Origin of the sequence: Amycolatopsis sp. NPDC051371 (assembly GCF_040682155.1) — a bacterium.
In the GTDB taxonomy this organism is placed as follows: Bacteria; Actinomycetota; Actinomycetes; order Mycobacteriales; family Pseudonocardiaceae; genus Amycolatopsis.
This window is the reverse complement of sequence record NZ_JBFBAG010000058.1, coordinates 41,271-59,076: the sequence shown is the minus strand read 5'-3', so window position 1 is coordinate 59,076 and position 17,806 is coordinate 41,271. Positions and strand designations below refer to the sequence as shown.

General features: G+C 71.3%; 21 protein-coding genes. 4 read left to right on the top strand and 17 right to left on the bottom strand.

Annotated features, from left to right (window positions below):
- Positions 1-197 precede the first annotated feature (197 nt).
- On the top strand, positions 198-986 hold the full coding sequence (locus AB0M59_RS45740; protein ID WP_364628230.1) for an SDR family oxidoreductase: 789 nt from the start codon (positions 198-200) through the stop codon (positions 984-986).
- Positions 987-1,395: 409 nt separating this feature from the next.
- On the opposite strand, the gene lgt is transcribed toward AB0M59_RS45740, so the two are convergent.
- The 4 genes from lgt to AB0M59_RS45720 are packed head-to-tail and all read right to left on the bottom strand — an operon-like array spanning position 1,396 to position 6,202.
- A complete protein-coding gene (lgt, locus tag AB0M59_RS45735; protein WP_364628228.1) occupies positions 1,396-2,457 on the bottom strand; it encodes a prolipoprotein diacylglyceryl transferase in 1,062 nt (353 codons plus the stop codon).
- Positions 2,458-2,475: 18 nt separating this feature from the next.
- A complete protein-coding gene (locus AB0M59_RS45730; RefSeq protein ID WP_364628226.1) occupies positions 2,476-3,645 on the bottom strand; it encodes an amidohydrolase in 1,170 nt (389 codons plus the stop codon).
- On the bottom strand, positions 3,642-4,766 hold the full coding sequence (locus AB0M59_RS45725; protein ID WP_364628224.1) for an amidohydrolase family protein: 1,125 nt from the start codon (positions 4,764-4,766) through the stop codon (positions 3,642-3,644). Before AB0M59_RS45725 ends, AB0M59_RS45730 begins: the two co-directional genes overlap by 4 nt.
- On the bottom strand, positions 4,763-6,202 hold the full coding sequence (locus AB0M59_RS45720) for an APC family permease (protein WP_364628223.1): 1,440 nt from the start codon (positions 6,200-6,202) through the stop codon (positions 4,763-4,765). The genes AB0M59_RS45725 and AB0M59_RS45720 overlap by 4 nt, the downstream gene beginning before the upstream one ends.
- A gap of 54 nt (positions 6,203-6,256) precedes the next feature.
- Between AB0M59_RS45720 and AB0M59_RS45715 the strand changes: the two genes are divergently transcribed.
- Entirely contained in the window at positions 6,257-7,615 is a 1,359-nt protein-coding gene (locus AB0M59_RS45715; RefSeq protein ID WP_364628221.1) for a glutamine synthetase family protein, read from the top strand.
- On the opposite strand, the gene AB0M59_RS45710 is transcribed toward AB0M59_RS45715, so the two are convergent.
- The 7 genes from AB0M59_RS45710 to AB0M59_RS45680 form a co-directional block, all read right to left on the bottom strand.
- Positions 7,607-8,257 carry a peptidoglycan recognition family protein gene (locus tag AB0M59_RS45710; protein ID WP_364628219.1) on the bottom strand — a complete coding sequence of 217 codons (651 nt, stop codon included), beginning with the start codon at positions 8,255-8,257 and terminating at the stop codon, positions 7,607-7,609. The two genes, AB0M59_RS45715 and AB0M59_RS45710, sit on opposite strands and share 9 nt — an antisense overlap.
- Positions 8,258-8,323: 66 nt before the next feature.
- Positions 8,324-8,701: a MerR family transcriptional regulator gene (locus AB0M59_RS45705; protein ID WP_364628217.1), complete on the bottom strand. Its 378-nt coding sequence runs from the start codon at positions 8,699-8,701 to the stop codon at positions 8,324-8,326.
- A 33-nt stretch (positions 8,702-8,734) separates the two neighbouring features.
- Complete coding sequence (gene trpA / locus AB0M59_RS45700) at positions 8,735-9,526, bottom strand: tryptophan synthase subunit alpha (protein ID WP_364628215.1); 792 nt, start codon at positions 9,524-9,526, stop codon at positions 8,735-8,737.
- Positions 9,523-10,752, bottom strand: a complete 1,230-nt coding sequence (trpB, locus tag AB0M59_RS45695; RefSeq protein ID WP_364628249.1) for a tryptophan synthase subunit beta — start codon at positions 10,750-10,752, stop codon at positions 9,523-9,525. Before trpB ends, trpA begins: the two co-directional genes overlap by 4 nt.
- The gene (trpC, locus tag AB0M59_RS45690; protein ID WP_364628213.1) at positions 10,731-11,540 is read right to left on the bottom strand and encodes an indole-3-glycerol phosphate synthase TrpC; all 810 of its coding nucleotides are present in this window, start codon (positions 11,538-11,540) and stop codon (positions 10,731-10,733) included. Before trpC ends, trpB begins: the two co-directional genes overlap by 22 nt.
- Positions 11,541-11,664: 124 nt before the next feature.
- On the bottom strand, positions 11,665-12,192 hold the full coding sequence (locus AB0M59_RS45685; protein ID WP_364628247.1) for a Trp biosynthesis-associated membrane protein: 528 nt from the start codon (positions 12,190-12,192) through the stop codon (positions 11,665-11,667).
- A gap of 52 nt (positions 12,193-12,244) precedes the next feature.
- Complete coding sequence (locus AB0M59_RS45680) at positions 12,245-13,801, bottom strand: anthranilate synthase component I (protein ID WP_364628212.1); 1,557 nt, start codon at positions 13,799-13,801, stop codon at positions 12,245-12,247.
- 96 nt (positions 13,802-13,897) lie between these two features.
- Here AB0M59_RS45680 and AB0M59_RS45675 point away from each other — a divergent pair, with 96 nt between their 5' ends.
- The gene (locus tag AB0M59_RS45675) at positions 13,898-14,503 is read left to right on the top strand and encodes a TetR family transcriptional regulator (protein WP_364628210.1); all 606 of its coding nucleotides are present in this window, start codon (positions 13,898-13,900) and stop codon (positions 14,501-14,503) included.
- On the opposite strand, the gene AB0M59_RS45670 is transcribed toward AB0M59_RS45675, so the two are convergent.
- Both AB0M59_RS45670 and AB0M59_RS45665 read right to left on the bottom strand, forming a co-directional pair.
- Positions 14,496-14,756: a hypothetical protein gene (locus AB0M59_RS45670; RefSeq protein ID WP_364628208.1), complete on the bottom strand. Its 261-nt coding sequence runs from the start codon at positions 14,754-14,756 to the stop codon at positions 14,496-14,498. The two genes, AB0M59_RS45675 and AB0M59_RS45670, sit on opposite strands and share 8 nt — an antisense overlap.
- Positions 14,753-14,878 (bottom strand): hypothetical protein, encoded by a 126-nt coding sequence (locus AB0M59_RS45665; RefSeq protein ID WP_364628207.1) that lies wholly within the window; start codon positions 14,876-14,878, stop codon positions 14,753-14,755. The genes AB0M59_RS45670 and AB0M59_RS45665 overlap by 4 nt, the downstream gene beginning before the upstream one ends.
- Before the next feature lie 148 nt (positions 14,879-15,026).
- Between AB0M59_RS45665 and AB0M59_RS45660 the strand changes: the two genes are divergently transcribed.
- Entirely contained in the window at positions 15,027-15,860 is an 834-nt protein-coding gene (locus tag AB0M59_RS45660) for a helix-turn-helix transcriptional regulator (RefSeq protein WP_364628205.1), read from the top strand.
- Between the two features lie 64 nt (positions 15,861-15,924).
- On the opposite strand, the gene AB0M59_RS45655 is transcribed toward AB0M59_RS45660, so the two are convergent.
- Genes AB0M59_RS45655 through hisF form a run of 4 tightly spaced genes read right to left on the bottom strand, consistent with a single transcriptional unit; the run spans position 15,925 to position 17,790 of the window.
- The gene (locus tag AB0M59_RS45655; protein WP_364628204.1) at positions 15,925-16,287 is read right to left on the bottom strand and encodes a DUF1304 domain-containing protein; all 363 of its coding nucleotides are present in this window, start codon (positions 16,285-16,287) and stop codon (positions 15,925-15,927) included.
- The gene (gene hisI, locus AB0M59_RS45650) at positions 16,284-16,646 is read right to left on the bottom strand and encodes a phosphoribosyl-AMP cyclohydrolase (protein ID WP_364628202.1); all 363 of its coding nucleotides are present in this window, start codon (positions 16,644-16,646) and stop codon (positions 16,284-16,286) included. The genes AB0M59_RS45655 and hisI overlap by 4 nt, the downstream gene beginning before the upstream one ends.
- On the bottom strand, positions 16,643-17,020 hold the full coding sequence (locus AB0M59_RS45645) for a hypothetical protein (RefSeq protein WP_364628200.1): 378 nt from the start codon (positions 17,018-17,020) through the stop codon (positions 16,643-16,645). The genes hisI and AB0M59_RS45645 overlap by 4 nt, the downstream gene beginning before the upstream one ends.
- Positions 17,017-17,790: an imidazole glycerol phosphate synthase subunit HisF gene (gene hisF / locus AB0M59_RS45640; protein WP_364628198.1), complete on the bottom strand. Its 774-nt coding sequence runs from the start codon at positions 17,788-17,790 to the stop codon at positions 17,017-17,019. Before hisF ends, AB0M59_RS45645 begins: the two co-directional genes overlap by 4 nt.
- Positions 17,791-17,806: the final 16 nt, after the last annotated feature.

Below are 17,806 nucleotides of genomic sequence, written 5' to 3'. Positions count from 1 at the left end.
ACCAGTTCAGAGCGCCCCGAGCGACGTCGGACGGTAACGATCTGGCTGCGCGGAACGACGTAGTTCCTGATGGGTTCCCGGTAGTTCGTTCTGCTAAGTATACGGCTGGGAAACTCTCGTCAAGCCTAACGTGACGGGCCCGACGCGGCTCACTGAAAATGTGTTGCCGGTCACTAGAACGTGTTACATTTCTCCGCATGATCCTCGATCGGTTCAAGCTCACCGACCAGGTCGCGGTGATCACCGGCGCCGGACGCGGGATCGGCGCGGCCACCGCCGTGGCCCTCGCCGAAGCGGGTGCCGACGTGGTCATCGCCTCCCGCACTTCCGCTCAGCTCGACGAAGTCGCCGCCCGCGTTTCGGCGGCGGGCCGGCGCGCGCACGCGGTGCCGGTGGACCTCTCTTCACCGGAGGCCGCGGCGGCACTGGCGTCGACGGCGGTGTCGGAGTTCGGCCGCCTCGACCTGGTGGTCAACAACGTCGGCGGCACGTACCCGCGGCCCCTGCTGGAGTCTTCGGTCGACTTCATGGAGGAGGCGTTCCGCTTCAACGTGGCGACGGCCCACGCGCTGACGGTCGCGGCGGCGCCATCGCTGGTGGAGTCGGGCGGCTCGATCGTCAACATCTCCTCGGTGATGGGCCGCCTGTCCGGCCGCGGCTTCGCGGCGTACGGAACGGCGAAGGCGGCCCTGGCCCACTACACGCGCCTGGCGGCGGCGGATCTGGCGCCGAAGGTGCGGGTGAACGCGATCTCGGTGGGCTCGGTGGCGACGTCGGCACTGGAGATCGTGGTCGGCAACCCGGAGTTGCGCTCGAAGATGGAGAGCGCGACACCGCTGGGCCGCATCGGCGAGGCGGAAGACATCGCGGCGACGGTGGTGTTCCTGGCCTCGCGCGCCGGCGGGTACATCACGGGCAAGATCCTCGAGGTCGACGGCGGGTTGCAGGCGCCGAACCTGGAACTGGGCCTACCCGACCTTTCGTGACCCGGGCCTGACCTTTCGCGTCCCGGAACTGTCGGTGCCTCCCGGTAGCGTGGAAACCGGGGGCGGCGCCCCAAGCCCGGTGCTGTTGGCCGGTGGCCAGCGACCCAATGCGGCGTTCGGTGCGCCCCACGCACCCAATGTGGCATTGGGGCGCTCGGGCCGATCGGTCCTGCCAGACCTCGCACCTCAGCAGGCGCGCCGAAAGTGCGCCACCGCTCGTTGGCCGGCGGCCAACGCCCCAATGTGGCATTCGGTGCGTCAGACGCACCCAATGTGGCGTTCGGTGCGTCCCACGCACCCAATGTGGCATTGGGGCGCTCGGGACCGCGCGGGAAGTGACCTCCGAATGCTCTGAAGGCCACCATCAGGCATCCAGTGCCCTGATGGTGGCCTTCAGAGGCTTACGCGGTCAGCTCTCGTCGGTCTTCTTCTTCGGCTCTTCGGCCGCGGGGCTGTCGTCAGCGGGCTTCTCCGCCGAAGCCGGCGCATCCGCGGCGACCTTCGCGTGCTCGGGCTCCTCCGAGGAAACCGAGGAAGCCGACGCAGAAGCCGAAGCCGAGTCCGAAGACTCCACCGGAACCTCCTCCGGACCAGGAGCGTCCTTGCTCCGCAAGGACTCCGGCGCCTCCCGCGGCCCGCGCTTCCCCGCGACCACGAAGTACACCACCGCGGCCGCGAACAGCAGGATCGACGTCCACACGTTCACCCGCAGGCCGAGGATGTGGTTCGCGGTGTCGGTCCGCATCATCTCGATCCAGCCGCGGCCCACCGTGTAGCCGGCGACGTACAGCGCGAACGCCCGGCCGTGGCCCAGCTTGAACTTGCGGTCCGCCCACACCACCAGCAGCGCGACCAGCAGGTTCCAGATCAGCTCGTACAGGAACGTCGGGTGGACCGGGCTCTCCGGCAGCGGGATGTGCCCCGTCGCGACGCCGTTCAGGAGGTTTTCCGGGTCATCCGGGTTGAAGCGCTGGAAGACCTCCAGGCCCCACGGCAGGTCCGTGTGCGCTCCGTACAACTCCTGGTTGAAGTAGTTGCCGATGCGGCCGATGGCCTGCGCGACGACGATGCCCGGGGCGATCGCGTCCGCCATCGCCGGCAGCGGGACGCCCTTGCGGCGGCACGCGATGAGCGCACCGACCGCGCCGAGGGCGATGGCGCCCCAGATGCCGAGGCCGCCGTCCCAGATCGCGAATGCGTTCCAGGGGTTCTTGCCCTCGGTGAAGTACAGCTCGGGGTCGGTGATGACGTGGTACAACCGGCCGCCGACCAGGCCGAACGGCACGGCGAACACGGCCATGTCGATCACGGTGCCCTTGGTGCCGCCGCGGGCGGCCCAGCGCCGCTCCCCCCACCAGATCGCCACGATGATGCCGGCGATGATGCACAGGGCGTACGCACGGACCGGGATCGGCCCCAGGTGCCAGACGCCCTGGTCGGGGCTCGGGATCGTCGCGAGGTAGGCGCTCATCACGCGGCCACCGTAGCGCTAGCGGCTCTCGGCTTCCACAGCGGCCAGGTACCCCGCCACCAGCGCGTGCGCCACCTGGACCACGGCCTGGTCGCGCGGGAGGAACTGGTCGTCGTGGAGGCTGGGGACGCCCGCGGTGTCGCCGAGGCCGACGAACAGCATCAGGCCCCGCGTCGCGCCGCCGCAGTAGTGGGCGAAGTCGTCCGCGCCGAACGAGCGGAACTGGTCGTCGACGGCGAAGCCGCCGTGGCGCAGCCAGCGCTGCGCGCCCGCCGCCAGCGCCGGGTCGTTGGTCAGCACCGGCTCGCACGGGCTGATCTCCAGCTCGGCGGTGCAGCCATGCGCCTTCGCCGTGCCGTGCACGATCTCCGCGAGCGCCTCCAGCGCGCGCTCGCGGTCCTTCGTCCGCATGAGGCGCAGCGAGCCGAACGCGCTCGCGCTGTTCGGGACGACGTTGGCCGCCGCGCCGCCCTGGATCCGGCCGATCGAGCAGACCGCGCCGAAAACCGGGTCGATCCGCCGCGACGCGAGCTGCTGCAAGCTCACGACCAGCTGCGACAGCGCCAGGATCGGGTCGCGCAGCAGCTGCGGGTAGCCGGCGTGGCCGCCCTGGCCCTGCATCGTCACCTCGAACTCGTCGGTCGACGCATTGACCGGGCCAGGCACCGCCGCCACCACGCCGTGCGCGATCCGCGGCTGGACGTGCGCGCCGATCACGGCATCCACGCCGGCCTCGGCCAGCACACCGGACTCGACGATGTCGAGCGCACCGGGCGGCGAAGTCTCCTCGCGCGGCTGCAGCAGCGCCAGGATCGGCCGCGGCACGCCGACACGCACCGCCGCGCGGCCGACCGCGACCAGGGCGGCGAGGTGGACGTCGTGGCCGCACGCGTGCATCAGCTCGTTGCCCGACGCCCACGGCACGCCGGTGCCCTCCAGCACCGGCAGGGCGTCGAGCTCCGCGCGCAGCGCCACGACCGGGCCGTCCCCGCCGGGCAGCGGGATCGCGCGGCCGGTCTTGGCGACGCGGGTCCCGTCGCCGGCCCCGAGCGCGCCGGCCACCAGGCGGGCGGTGTCCTCCTCGTCGCCGGAGCCGCGCGGGTCGGCGTGCACCGCGTGCCGGAGTTCGATCGCGGCCGGCAGCTCCTCGTCGATCGCCTTCGTCCAGCGGTCCCAAAGGTCGTTCACCCGTGCTCCAAGCGGTAGATCCTCTTCGCGTTCTCGTGTCCCACCAAAGCACACAGCCGGACGGCGTCCACTTCGGACATCGCGCCGGCGTCGAGCCCGGCGCGCAGGAAGTCCGAAAGTCCCTGCCGGAACAGGGCCGTGCCCAGGTGGTACAGCTCGGCCAGGCCGAACGCGTCGGTGGAGAAGAGGACCTTCCCGAACGGCGCGATCTCCAGCAGCTCGGCCAGGATCGCCGGCGCGCGGAAGCCCGCGTTGTGGGTGGCGAGGCCGACGTCGGCGAAGACGTGCTCGAAGACCTGCGCGAGGTAGGCGGCGTTGCGGTGGAACGGGTAGTTGTGCAGCAGCAGGATCGGCACGCCAAGATCGCGCGTCGCGCGCAGCAGCCCGGTGAGCCGCAGCGGGTCGCAGCGGTGCAGGTCGACGTCAGCGTCGCCGTACCCGACGTGGAACTGCACCGGCAGGCCGAGGTCGAGGCCGGTGAACACGAGGAACCGGTGCAGGACCTCGTCGGCGAGCCGGGCGCCACCCCCGGCGAGCCACCGTCCGGCGGCCGCTTGCACCTCCGTCGGCGACGGCCGCTCCCCCGCCAGCTCCAGACCGACGCGATAGGCCGCGATCGACTTGAACCCGACCGCGGTCTCGGCGCGTTTCCCCAGCTCGTCGACGACCGCGGTGGCGAACCCCGAGGCCGTGGTCCCGCGGATCACCTCCTCGGCGACCTGTTCCAGCCGGACGACGTCGTGCGCGCGGGTACCGGCCAGCTCCGCGAACTCCCCGGTGGTGGTCAGCGAGTCCGGCAGGAACCCGCCGTCCAGCAGGAAGTCGGTCGTGCCGGTGGCGCGCAGGAACCGCCGCGCCACCTCGGCCGCGCCCAGCTCGGCGCGCCGTTCGAGGTAGGCGTCGGCGGGGGCGTGCTTCGGCAGGTCGAGCACGGGCGCGCAGCGTTCCCGCACGGCCAGCCCGATGAGCGAGTCGAACAGGCTCGTGCCGAGCGGCGACGTCGTGTCCGCCTCGGTCAGCATCGCCTCGAAGTCCGCGCGGGCCACGCCACCGGCGACGACGCCGTGGCAGTGGTGGTCCACCAGCGGCAGGTCCGCGACGAACGGGAGCAGGTCGGTCATGCGCCTCCGTCCACCGTGCTCAACCTCTCCCCCACCCTACGAGCGAAGCCGGGCGCCGACAGCACCAAGATCACCGTCAGTACCAGCACCGCGCCCGCCACCACGGGGAACCACCGCGCCGGGCCTTCGGTCGGGTACGGCACCACGTTGACGTAGACGGTGTAGCCGAGCACGGCGAGCGCGCCGATCGGGAACACGAGGTGCCAGGCCGGCACGCGCATCCGGCGCTTCACGAACAGCAGCAGGATCGCGCCGACGGTCGTGAGCAGGTAGATCACCAGCAGGATCAACGTGCCGATCGAGCCCGACCACGCGAAGGTGTCCGACGCCGTCGCGCCGAAGAACAGCGCGCAGACCAGGATGATGAGCACCGCCGCGCCGGTGACCGCGCTGACCGCGGCGACCGGGGTGCCGCGGCCGGACGTCCGGCCGATGCCGCGGCCGCCGTAGGCGTCGCGCCCGAGGGCGAACAGCAGCCGCGAGCCGCCGACGACGCAGGCCAGGCAGCAGCCGAACGCGCTGATCGCGGCGCCGACGCTGATGACGTCGCCGACCCACGCGCCCGCGTACCGGCTGCCGAGGTCGCCGAGCAGGGACGGCGAGTCGTGGAACGCCGTCGCGTCCGTGCCGAACGCCATCATCTCGACCGCGGTGACGACGACGAAGTAGACGCCGCCGAAGATCGCCGTGCCGAGGATCGCGCGCGGGATGTTGCGCTTCGGGTCGTGGGTCTCCTCGCCGAGCGTCGCGGCGGCTTCGAACCCGGCGAAGGACAGGAAGCCGAACACCGCGCCGAGGAACACCCCGGACAGGCCGGAGTCGGGGGTGAAGGTGAAGACGTCCAGGGTGAACCGCGCGCCGCTGGGTGCGTTCCCGGCGAGCAGCCGGACCAGAATTACGACCGTGACCAGCAGGATCACCGCGATGGTCGCGCCTTCGACGGCGAGCAGCGTGCTCGTGCCGCGGCGCGCGGGCACCACGGACAGCAGCCAGGCGCCGATGAGCGCGACCGCCGTCAGCACGAACGGGCCCCACGACGGCGGGTTCGGCCAGATCCCGACCTGCGTGAGGAAAGCGGTGCCGAGCGTGCCCGCGGCCGAGCTCGTGACGACGGCGTAGAACGTGTACGTGCCGAGGAGACCGATGCCGGAGACGACACCGGCGCGCGGACCGAGCGTCGCGCCGACGAACGCGTACACCGAACCGGCGTGCTGGTAGTACTGGCAAAGCTTGACGAAGCCGTACGCGACCAGCAGCACCCCGACCGCCGAAAGCAGGAAGGCGAGCGGGACGGCGCGGCCGGCGGCGGACGCGGTCTGCTGGGGGTTGATGTTGGCGGCCATGCTGGGGGCCATCAACGCCACGGACAGGCCCACGGCCTGCCAGACGGAGAGGGAGCGGCGCAGCCCTGGACGGGTTTCGACGGTGTCTGACACGATCTCCACCTCTTTCCTCCGGTGAAGCAACCAGTGAACATCGACGGGAGCAGGATGAGCCAGCTCGATCGGGCAGAACTCGCACAGCAGGGCGCGCTCCGGGCGGACGGCCTGCGCGCGGCCGGCGTCGAGCTCGTCGCGCTGACCTTCGTGGACAACAGCGGCATCGCGCGGGTCAAGGCCGTCCCGGTCGACCGGCTGTGGTCGGCGGCGGCGTGGGGCGTCGGCGCGTCGACCTCGTTCGACTTCTTCCTGGCCACCGACGACATCACCGACGGGCAGTACTCCCGCGGACCGGTCGGTGACCTGCGGCTGCACCCCGATCTCGACGCGCTCGTGCCGCTGGCCGCGCAACCCGGCTGGGCGTGGGCGCCGGTCCGCAAGTACGACCAGGACGGCGAGCCGCACCCGCAGGACGCGCGGGCGCTGGCCACGTCGGCGACGGCCCGGCTCGCGTCGCTGGGCTACAACGTGCGGACGGCCTTCGAGATCGAGTGGGTGATCACGGCGGCGGACGCGCCGGACGACCCGCGCTCGGCCACGGCGGGCCCGGCCTACGGCTTCGCGCGGCTCTCCGCGCAGGCGGACTACCTGCGTGCGCTGGTGTCTGCTTTGTCCGCTCAGGGGGTGGTGGTGGAGCAGATCCACCCCGAGTACGCGGCCGGGCAGTTCGAGCTGTCGGTGGCGCCGGACGACCCGGTGCGCGCGGCGGACATCGCGGTGCTGACGCGCGAGACGATCCGGACGATGAGCGAGCGGCACGGGCTGCGCGCGTCGTTCACGCCGAAGTTCTCACCGGACGGCGTCGGCAACGGAGGCCACGTCCACCTGAGTCTCTGGGACGGCGATCGGAACCTCTGCTCCGGCGGCGACGGCCGGTTCGGCCTGACGCCGACGGCGGAGGCGTTCGGCGGCGGGATCTTTTCGCGGCTGCCGGCGCTGCTGGCGATCGGCGCGCCATCGGTGGTCAGCTACCTGCGCCTGGAGCCGCACCACTGGGCGGGGGTGTTTTCGGTGTGGGGCCTGGAGAACCGCGAGGCACCGCTGCGGCTGGTCCAGGGCCCGGCCGGGCAGCGCGACCGGGCGGCCAACTTCGAGGTCAAGTGCTTCGACCTGACCGCGAACCCGTACCTGGTGGTGGCGGCGCTGCTGTTCGCGGGCCTGGCCGGGCTGGACACGAAGGAGTCGCTGCCGGAGCCGGTGGACGTCGACCCGGGGACGCTGCCGTCCGCGGTCCGTCTGCCGACCTCTTTGGCGGACGCGGTGACGGCGTTCGAGGCCGACTCGGCGTTGACCTCGGCGTTCGGCGCGGAGTTCGCGACGACGCTGATGGACGTGCGACGCGGGGAGATCGCGCGACTGGGTTCCCTGCCGCCGGACGAGCTGTGCTCGCTCATGCGCTACCTACATTGAGCGCGCCACTTCGTCGCGCAGTTGCGGAAGCTTGGCGTAAAGACGGTCGCCGGGGCATTCGGTGTTGTAGTAGTCGCGGTGGCCCTTGATCTCCTCGACGGGGATGCCGTACTGACGGCAGATGTAAGCGCAGAAGATGACCAGCGCCGCCCACTGCGCTTCGGGCGGCTCGACGCTCGTGTAGGTGCCTTCGTTCTCGATGCCGATGGCGTTGGTGTTCTGCCCGGGACAGTGCGCGCCCTGGATCATGGTGGTGCGGCCGCGCAGGGCGTCGAGGCTGCCGTGCCGCCCTTCGAGCCGGTACCCGCCGCGGCTGACGGTGAAGTGCTGGCCGGTGTCGGACCAGCCGTTGTTGTCCATGTGGTCGTGCTGGTCGTCGCGGGCGACCTGGAAGGCGTGCGCGAGGGAGTAGTCGGTGCTGTTGGCGCCGGCGATGTGGTGGATGAGGATGCGGTTCGCGGGGTGGTCGAGGGTGGTGAGGGCGTCGGAGGGCGGCCGGGCATCCCACTCGGCACAGCTGTAGATGCGGGGTTCGGCTTGGGCTCGGGCCGTCGCGGGAAGCAGGAGTCCGGCGGCTCCCGCGGCGGCCAGGCCGGCGGCGCCGCGGAGGAAGGTGCGCCGCGGGAGGTGGCTGAGGTCCATGGGACGGAGCTTGGCCTTGGCGCGTACAGCTTTTGTACAAGCGCGGGTGCCCGACCAGGCTCTGCATCAGCCTGCCGAAGCCAGCTGCCCCGCCCCGCTGTACAGCCGGATCTTGAACTGGATGTGCTCCTGGTGTTCCCGAAGCCGCGCGATCTGCGACGCCACCCGCTCTTCGTGCTCGCGCAGGACGTCGACCCGCTCTTCGCGCGTCGCCTCACCTGACCGAAGCAGCTCCACGAACCGCAGCATCTCCGCCACCGGCATGCCCGTGTAGCGGAGGCACCGCAGCAGCTGCAGGAACTCCACGTCCTGGTCGGTGAAGACCCGCCTGCCGCCGGCCGTGCGGCCGACGTGGTGCAGCAGGCCGATGCGCTCGTAGTACCGCAGCGTGTCGATCGTGAAACCGGTCTTTTCGGTCACCTGGGCCGGGGTGTAGGACGTCACGGACCCAGAGTGGCACCTGGAGTGCACTCCAGGTCAAGCGGTGGCGACCGCCCGGCGCACACCCTCGGCCAGCTCGGCGGACAGCTTGCGGACGCCGGAAGGGCCCTCGGCCGCCGCCGTGACCAGGGCCGAACCCACGATCACCGCGTCGGCGAACGACGCCACCTGGGCCGCCTGCTCGCCGGAGCGCACACCCAGCCCCACGCCGATCGGCAGGGACGTGTGCGCCCGCGTGCGGCGGACCAGCTCTTCCGCGCCCGCGCCGACCTGGTCGCGCGCGCCCGTCACGCCCATCACCGCGGTCGCGTAGATGAATCCCGAAGCCGCGGCCACCGTGCGGGCGAGCCGCTCCTCCGACGACGACGGCGCCACCAGGAACGTCCGGTCGAGACCATGCGCCGAGGACGCTTCCATCCACGCCCCGGCTTCGTCCGGGATCAGGTCCGGCGTGATCAAGCCGAGCCCGCCCGCCGCGGCGAGGTCGCGCGCGAAACGGTCGACGCCGTAGCGGTTGACCGGGTTCCAGTACGTCATCACCACGGCGCGGCCGCCGCGGGCGGAGATCGACTCGACCACCTCGAACACGTGCTTGAGGCGGAAGCCGTTGTCCAGCGCGGTCACGGACGCGGCCTGGATGGTCGGGCCGTCCATCACCGGGTCCGAATACGGGACGCCGACCTCGATCAGGTCGGCACCGCCGTCGACACAGGCCGCGATCAGGTCCTTCGAGCCCTCAACGGTCGGGAAGCCCGCGGGGAGGTAGCCGATCAGCGCACCCCGGCCTTCCGCCCGCGTCGTCGCGAAGAGGTCGTCCAGCCCGCTCATCCGTTCACCAGCCCGAACCACTTCGCCGCCGTGTCCATGTCCTTGTCGCCGCGACCCGACAGGTTGACGACGATCAGGCCGTCGGGGCCCAGCTCGCGGCCCAGCACCAGCGCGCCGGCCAGCGCGTGCGCCGACTCGATCGCCGGGATGATGCCCTCGGTGCGCGACAGCAGCTTGAACGCGTCCATCGCCTCGGCGTCGGTGACCGGCCGGTACTCGGCGCGGCCGGTGTCCTTCAGCCACGCGTGCTCGGGACCGACGCCCGGGTAGTCCAGCCCGGCCGAGATCGAGTGCGACTCGACCGTCTGGCCGTCCTCGTCCTGCAGCAGGTACGTCATCGCGCCGTGCAGGTTGCCCGGAGTGCCCTTCGTGAGCGTCGCGCCGTGGCGGTTGCCCTCGATGCCTTCGCCGCCCGGCTCCAGGCCGACCAGCCGCACGGACGGGTCGTCGTAGAAGCCGGAGAAGATGCCGATGGCGTTCGACCCGCCGCCGACGCAGGCCGCGACGACGTCGGGCAGGCGGCCGGCCTGCTCGAGGATCTGCTCGCGGGCCTCGGTGCCGATGACGTGGTGGAAGTTGCGGACCATGGTCGGGAACGGCGCGGGACCGGCCGCCGTGCCGAACAGGTAGTGCGTGGTGTCGGCGTTGGTGACCCAGTCGCGCAGCGCCTCGTTGATCGCGTCCTTCAGCGTCCGCGAACCGGTCTTGACCGGGATGACCTCGGCGCCGAGCAGCCGCATGCGCGCCACGTTCAGCGACTGGCGCTCGGTGTCGACCTCGCCCATGTAGACGACGCAGTCGAGGTCGAGCAGCGCGCACGCGGTGGCCGTCGCGACGCCGTGCTGGCCCGCGCCGGTCTCGGCGATGACGCGCTTCTTGCCCATCCGCTTGGTGAGCAGCGCCTGACCCAGCACGTTGTTGATCTTGTGCGAGCCGGTGTGGTTCAGGTCTTCGCGCTTGAGGAACACGCGCGCGCCGCCGGCGTGCTCGCCGAAGCGCTTGGCCTCGGTGAGCAGCGACGGGCGGCCCGCGTAGTCCTTCAGCAGGCGGTTGAACTCGTTCAGGAACTCCGGGTCGTGCCGGGCCTTTTCGTACTCGGCGGCGACCTCGTCGACGACGCCGATCAGCGCCTCCGGCATGAACCGGCCGCCGTACGGGCCGTAGTAGCCGCGCTCGTCCGGGTCGTGCTCGTCGTGCGGTTCGGTCACCGGGAGGGCCTCGGGCAGGCGGGGTGCGATCCGGCGGTGACCAGCTTGACCAGGGAACCCTTCGGGTCGCCGGAAGCGACGAGCCCCTCGCCGACCAGCACCGCGTCGGCGCCGTGGCCGGCGTAGGACATCAGGTCGCCCGGCCCGCGGACACCCGACTCGGCGACCTTGTAGACGTCCATCGGCAGGCCGGGGGCCAGCCGCGAGAAGACGTCGCGGTCCACCTCGAGGGTGTGCAGGTTGCGCGCGTTGACGCCGATGACCTTGGCACCCGCCTCGAGGGCCTTGTCGGCCTCCTCGGCGTTGTGGATCTCCACCAGCGCGGTCATCCCGAGCGACTCGACGCGGTCGAGCAGCGCGGCGAGCGCGTTCTTCTCCAGCGCGGCGACGATCAGCAGCACCATGTCGGCGCCGTGCAGGCGGGCCTCGTGCACCTGGTAGGGGCTGACGATGAAGTCCTTGCGCAGGATCGGGATGTCGACCGCCGCGCGCACCGCGTCCAGGTCGGCCAGCGAACCGCCGAAACGGCGCTGTTCGGTGAGCACGCTGATGACGCGCGCGCCGCCGTCTTCGTAGTCCTTCGCCAGCGCGGCGGGATCGGGGATGTCGGCCAGGTCGCCCTTGGAGGGGCTGCGGCGCTTCACCTCGGCGATCACGCCGATGCCGGACTCGCGCAGCGCGGACATCACGTCGCGGGGCGCCGGGGCGGCCGCCGCGCGGATCTTCAGCTCGTCGAACGGCAGCACGGACTCGCGTGCCGCGAGGTCCTCGCGCACGCCGGCGACGATGTCTTCGAGCACGGTCACCGGGCGCCCCCGCCCGGGTACGCGCTCACGGTTTCCTTCGCAAGGTCGCTCACAAAAACCTTCCCCTTCCCGCCGAAACGATGCTAACCCCCGCATCTGGAGCGCCCGGTTCCGGGTGCGCGCGTTACTCCGAATGCCTCCCCCGGCCCTCCGTCGGATCCTCTCCTTCCGACAGCGCTTCCCACAGCTCGGCGTCCGGGTCACGCGCCTTCTTGCGCGTGGCCGGAGCCGCGTACCGGGCCCCGAGCCGGGCGGCCCGCCCGGCACCCTTGACGGCTGCCAACCCGCCGACGGCGACGAGAATTCCCCCCAGCACGGCCAGGCCGCGGCCCAGCAGCATCTCGGTGACGGGCAGCCCGTCCGCGTAGCCGGAGAACTTGACGCCCGCGACACCCGCCCAGACCGCGGCGACGCCCGCCAGCGCGAGCACGACGCCCAGCACGCGCCGGGCCCAGCCGCCGGTCGCGATCACCCCGGCGACGCCCGCGAGGGCGAGCAGGGCCAGCGGCACGAGCGCCGTCGCGCGCTGCTCGCCGGTCTCGCGGTAGAGCACCGTGCCGCGCACGCCGCCGTCGCGGAACTCGGCGAACCACGTCAGCCGTGACGCACCCCACAGCGCGAGCGCGGCGAGCAGGAGCGCGACCACGATCATCCACAGTGGACGCCGGGACGGGCCTGCCGTCGCCGGCGCCTCGGCCGGCGCCTCAGACACGGGCGGCGTCCGCGGCCGGGTCGAGGGCGCCCGCCGCGACCATCGTCTGCGCGGCGGCGACCGCCGACAGCACGGTCCGGGCCTTGTTCAGCGACTCGGTGTCCTCGTAGTCCGGCACCGAGTCGGCGACCACCCCGCCGCCGGCCTGGACGTGCGCGATGCCGTCCTTGACCAGCGCCGTGCGGATCGCGATCGCGGTGTCCGCGTCGCCGGCGAAGTCGAGGTAGCCGACGACGCCGCCGTACAGCGCGCGGCGGACCGGCTCCAGCTCCTCGATCAGCTCCATCGCGCGGACCTTCGGTGCGCCGGACAGCGTGCCGGCCGGGAAGCACGCCGTGACCGCGTCGAACGCCGTCTTGCCCTCGGCCAGCTCACCGGTGACGGTCGACACGATGTGCATGACGTGGCTGTAGCGCTCGATCTGGAAGAAGTCGACGACGCGCACGGTGCCCGGCTTGCAGACCTTCCCGAGGTCGTTGCGGCCCAGGTCGACGAGCATCAGGTGCTCCGCGCGCTCCTTCTCGTCGGCGAGAAGGTCCTTCGCCAGCTGCGCGTCCTCCTCCGGGTCGGCGCCGCGCCAGCGCGTGCCCGCGATGGGGTGCGTGGTCGCGCGGCCGTCCCGCACGGTGACGAGCGATTCCGGGCTGGAGCCGACGATGTCGAAGCCTTCCAGCCGCAGCAGGTACATGTACGGGCTCGGGTTGGACGTCCGCAGCACGCGGTAGATGTCGAGCGCGTCGGCGGCGGTCGGGATCTCGAACCGTTGCGACGGCACGATCTGGAACGCTTCGCCGGCCTTGATCGCCTCGACGGCCTTCTCGACCGCGGCGTGGAAGTCCGCCTTGGACCGCTTGCGCGTGAACTCGGGCTCGGGCCGGTCGAACGCGGCGACCGTGGCCGGCGCGGGCACCTGCAGCTGCTCGGTCATCGCGCTCAGCCGGGCGACGGCGTCGTCGTAGGCCGCGTCCACGCGCTCGGGCGAGTCGTCCCAGTTGACGGCGTTCGCGATCAGCGTGACCGTGCCCTCGTGGTGGTCGAACGCCGCGAGGTCGGTGGCCAGGAGCATCGTCAGCTCGGGGATGTCGAGGTCGCGTTCGGCCAGCTCCGGCAGCTTTTCCAGCCAGCGCACCGAGTCGTAGCCGATGTAGCCGACCATGCCGCCGGTCAGCGGCGGCAATCCGGGCAGGGGCTCGGTGTGCAACGCTTCGATCGTTTCACGCAGCACGGTGAGCGGGTTGCCTTCGGACGGCAGGCCGACCGGCGGGGTGCCGGTCCAGACCGCCTTCCCGTCGCGGACGGTCAGCGCGGCCGGGGCGCGGACGCCGATGAACGACCAGCGCGTCCAGGAGGCGCCGTTCTCCGCGGACTCGAACAGGAACGTGCCCGGCCGGTCGGCGGCGAGCTTGCGGTAGACCCCGATCGGCGTCTCGCCGTCGGCGAGGACCCGGCGCACGACCGGGATGACGCGGCGGCTCTCGGCGAGGGCGCGGAAGTCCTCACGGGACGGGCTGACCGAGCCGGGACCGGACCCGGCGAATGCGCTGACCATGACCCTCATTGTGCTGCACGCGCCGGGCAGGGGTTCCCTGGACCCCTGAATTCAATGAATGTTGAATTCAGGGGGCGCGTGAGTCATGATGAACGCGTGAGCACCACCGAGCCTACTTCGCGACGCCGCGGGCGGCGCCCCGCCGGCCAGGACACGCGCACGGCGCTGATCGAAGCCGCCCGGGCCGTGTTCTCCGAAAACGGCTACGACGGCGCGACCGTGCGCGCGATCGCCACCCGCGCGGGCGTCGACGCGGCCATGGTCAACCACTGGTTCGGCGGCAAGGAGGGCCTGTTCGCGCGGGCGGTGCTCGAGCTGCCGTTCGACCCGCTGGAACTGCTGAAGGTCCTGCGCGACGGGCCGGACGAGGAACTCGGCGAGCGGATCGTCCGCACCTTCATCACCCGCTGGGACGGCGCGGGCGGCGGGGTGTTCGTGGCGCTCATCCGCAGCGTCACCGGCCACGAGCAGGCCGGGCAGGTGCTGCGCGACTTCTTCCAGAAGTTCTTCACCGCGCTGATCTCCTCGATCGGCTCGGACGACGTCTCGCTGCGCATGACGCTCTGCGCGTCCCAGATGGTCGGCATGGGCATGATCCGGTACGTGGCGAAGTTCGAGCCGTTCGCCACCGAAGAGGTCGAGGTGCTGGTGCGGGCGGTGGCGCCGAACCTGCAGCGCTACCTCACCGGCGACATCAGCTGACCCGCGGCCCGACCGCGTACGCGGGCACGGCGCACGGGCCGGGCGGGACGGTCACCGTCGCGACCCGCCACCCGGTGCGGGCGACCGCACGGGCGCGTCGCCGCCAGCCCGCCGCGGCGACGGAAGCGAACCGCAGCGCGGCGAAGCCGGCGATGAGCGGGATCACGCTGAAGCCGATGAGGGTCCCGTTCTCGTTCGCCTCCTCGGCGGTGCGGGCGTGCTCCGGGTCGGCCGCGTCGTAGAAAACCGTCACGGCGTCACCGGCGTTTCGGCCGCGATCAGCCCGGCGAGCCCGGCGGCGAACACCGCGACCCAGGCCAGGGCCAGGCCTGCCGCGCAGAGGGCGGTCCGGCGCCACCGTCTTTCGAGCTCCATCAGCCGAGAGTAGAACCGACTGCCGGCACCGACGCTGCGAGAAAATGCACACGGCACCGAGGCAACCGGACGGCGCCGCCGAGCGTGTCACTTTTCGCTGACACCATTCGCACATTCGGGGAATCGACGGCATTCGTATCCTTTGCCCATGAAACCGACGTCTTCGGGGCCGGCCGCGAGAACGCTCGCCGCTTCGCTGCGCGAAGAACGCGAAGCGCGCAATGTCGGCCTTCGCCGGCTCGCGGAAATGTTGGGGATCCTGCCGCAGGTGCTTTCGCTGTGGGAGAAGGGGCAACGCCTGCCGAGCGTCGAAGACGTTTCGGCGATCCTCGGTCTCCTGCAGGTGACCGGCGAGCGGCGCGACCGGATCCGGGCTCTCGCCAGGCACGTCCGAGAACCGAACTGGCTCGCGGCGAACAGCACCGACGCCCTGCTGGGCCTGACCACTTTGCTGACCTCCGAAGCGGACGCGTCGCGCGTCACGACCTGGTCTCCGCTGCTCGTCCCCGGCCTTCTCCAGACACCGGACTACATCCGGTCGATCATGGACAACACGCCGGTCACGATCGACGACGCCGACGCCCGGTTGCGGATCCGGCTCCAGCGGCAGCAAGTCCTGTCCCGCCGGTCACCGGTGCGGCTCGACGCGTTGATCGGCGAGCGCGCGCTCCAAGAGAACTTCGGCGGGGCCGGGGTCATGTCCGACCAGTTCGACCACCTGAGAGAAATGTCTTCACGGGACAACATCTCCATTCGCATCGTCCGGGCGGGTATCGGCTACCACCCCGGCATGCTCGGCCCGTTCGACGTCTACGAATTCGACAACGCGATCCCGATCGCCATCATCGAACAGGTGCAGTCGTGCGCCTTCTTCTCCGAGAGCGCCCAAACACGCTCCTATCGACAGACCGCCAAGCTGATCGGCGAGCTGGCACTGAGCGAAGCGGCCTCCCGGGAACTGCTCCAGGAGGCCGCGCAATAGCCCACGACACGGCGAGGCCGTCGTGGCTCGGACGGCCTCGCCGGGCGTGTGCGAGGGAGCGGGGTCAGCGGGCGAGCAACAGCGCGATGAGCGCCAGGGTGCCCGGCAGCACCTGCACGAAGAGGATGCGCTTGTTCGCCGTCGCCGCGCCGTAGAGGCCCGCGATGATCACGCAGACGATGCCGTACAGCTTGAGCTGGAAGCCCGTCGGATCGCTCGCGATCAGGCCCCACACGAGCGCGAGCGCCAGGAAACCGTTGTACAGCCCCTGGTTCGCGGCCAGTGGCGCGCTCTCCTTCGCGAACTCCTCGGTGGTGCCGAAGGCCGCGCGGGCCCGGGGCGTCGTCCAGAGGAACATCTCCAGGACGACGATGTAGACGTGGATCAGGGCGACCAGCCCGACCAGGACGTCGGCGACGATTGTCACGCGTGCTCTTTCTCGTCGGCCAGGAGCAGGCGCTCCTCGGTGTCGAAACAGGTGTGCGTGCCGGTGTGACAGGCCGGGCCGGTCTGGTCGACGCGCAGCAGGACCGTATCGCCGTCACAGTCGATCCGCACCTCGCGGACGTGCTGGTAGTGGCCGGACGTCTCGCCCTTGACCCACAGCTTCCGCCGGCTGCGCGACCAGTACGTGCCGCGGCGGGTGGACAGGGTGGCGGCGAGCGCGTCGTCGTTCATCCAGGCCATCATCAGCACGTCCGAAGTGGCGTGCTCGACGACGACCGCGGCGATCAGGCCGTCGGCGTTGCGCTTGAGGCGCGCCGAGACGGCCGCGTCCAGGGTCATGCCCGTACTCCCAGGATGTGCCGCTTCAGCGGCATCGAGTTGAACAGGACGAAGGCGTAGCCGTACCCGGCGAAGGACAGGCCGGAGAACAGCTTGTTCCACCACAGCGCGGCGCCGAGCAGCAGGAACGCGTGCAGCAGCGCGAACACCACGGTGATGACGAGCCCGCCGATCCGGGCGCTGCCCAGCTTGACCACGAGCCCGGTCGTCACGACGCCGCCGAGGATGAGCGCGAGCGCCGGGAGCCGGAAGATCTCCAGGCCCGAACCGGCGCCGAGCACCGGGATCAGGTCGAGCAGCGCCCAGGCGACCGGCAGCCCGACCAGCAGGACGGCGGTGACCTTGACCTCGACGGGTGCCTGCCAGGACTTCATCGGACCTCGACCCCGCCTTCGCGCAGCGCGTCCTTGACGTCGCCGATCTTGAGCTGTCCGAAGTGGAACACGCTGGCCGCGAGGACCGCGTCGGCTCCGGTGCGGACCGCGGGCAGGAAGTGCTCGACTGCCCCCGCTCCCCCGCTGGCGATCACCGGGACCCGCACGGCCTTGCGGACCAGCTCGATGAGCTCGAGGTCGAAGCCGTTCTTGGTGCCGTCGGCGTCCATGGAGTTCAGCAGGATCTCGCCGACGCCGAGCTCTTCGCCGCGCGCGGCCCACTCGACGGCGTCGATGCCGGTGCCGCGGCGGCCGCCGTGGGTGGTGACCTCGAAGCCGGACGTGGTCGGTTCGCCGCCTTCAGGCACGCGGCGCGCGTCGACCGAAAGGACGATGCACTGGGCGCCGAACCGGCGGGAGGCCTCGTGGAGGAACTCCGGCCGGGCGATCGCGGCGGTGTTGATGCTCACCTTGTCCGCGCCGGTGCGCAGCAGCCGGTTGACGTCGTCGTTGCTGCGGACGCCGCCCCCGACGGTGAGCGGGATGAACACCTGCTCGGCGGTGCGGCGGACGACGTCGAAAGTGGTCTCGCGGTCGCCGGAGGACGCCGTGACGTCGAGGAACGTCAGTTCGTCGGCTCCCTCGGCGTCGTAGCGCCGGGCCAGCTCGACGGGGTCGCCGGCGTCGCGGAGGCCGGCGAAGTTGACGCCCTTGACGACCCGGCCCGCGTCGACGTCGAGACAGGGGATCACCCGCACCGCGACAGACATGGCCACCAGCGTAGTC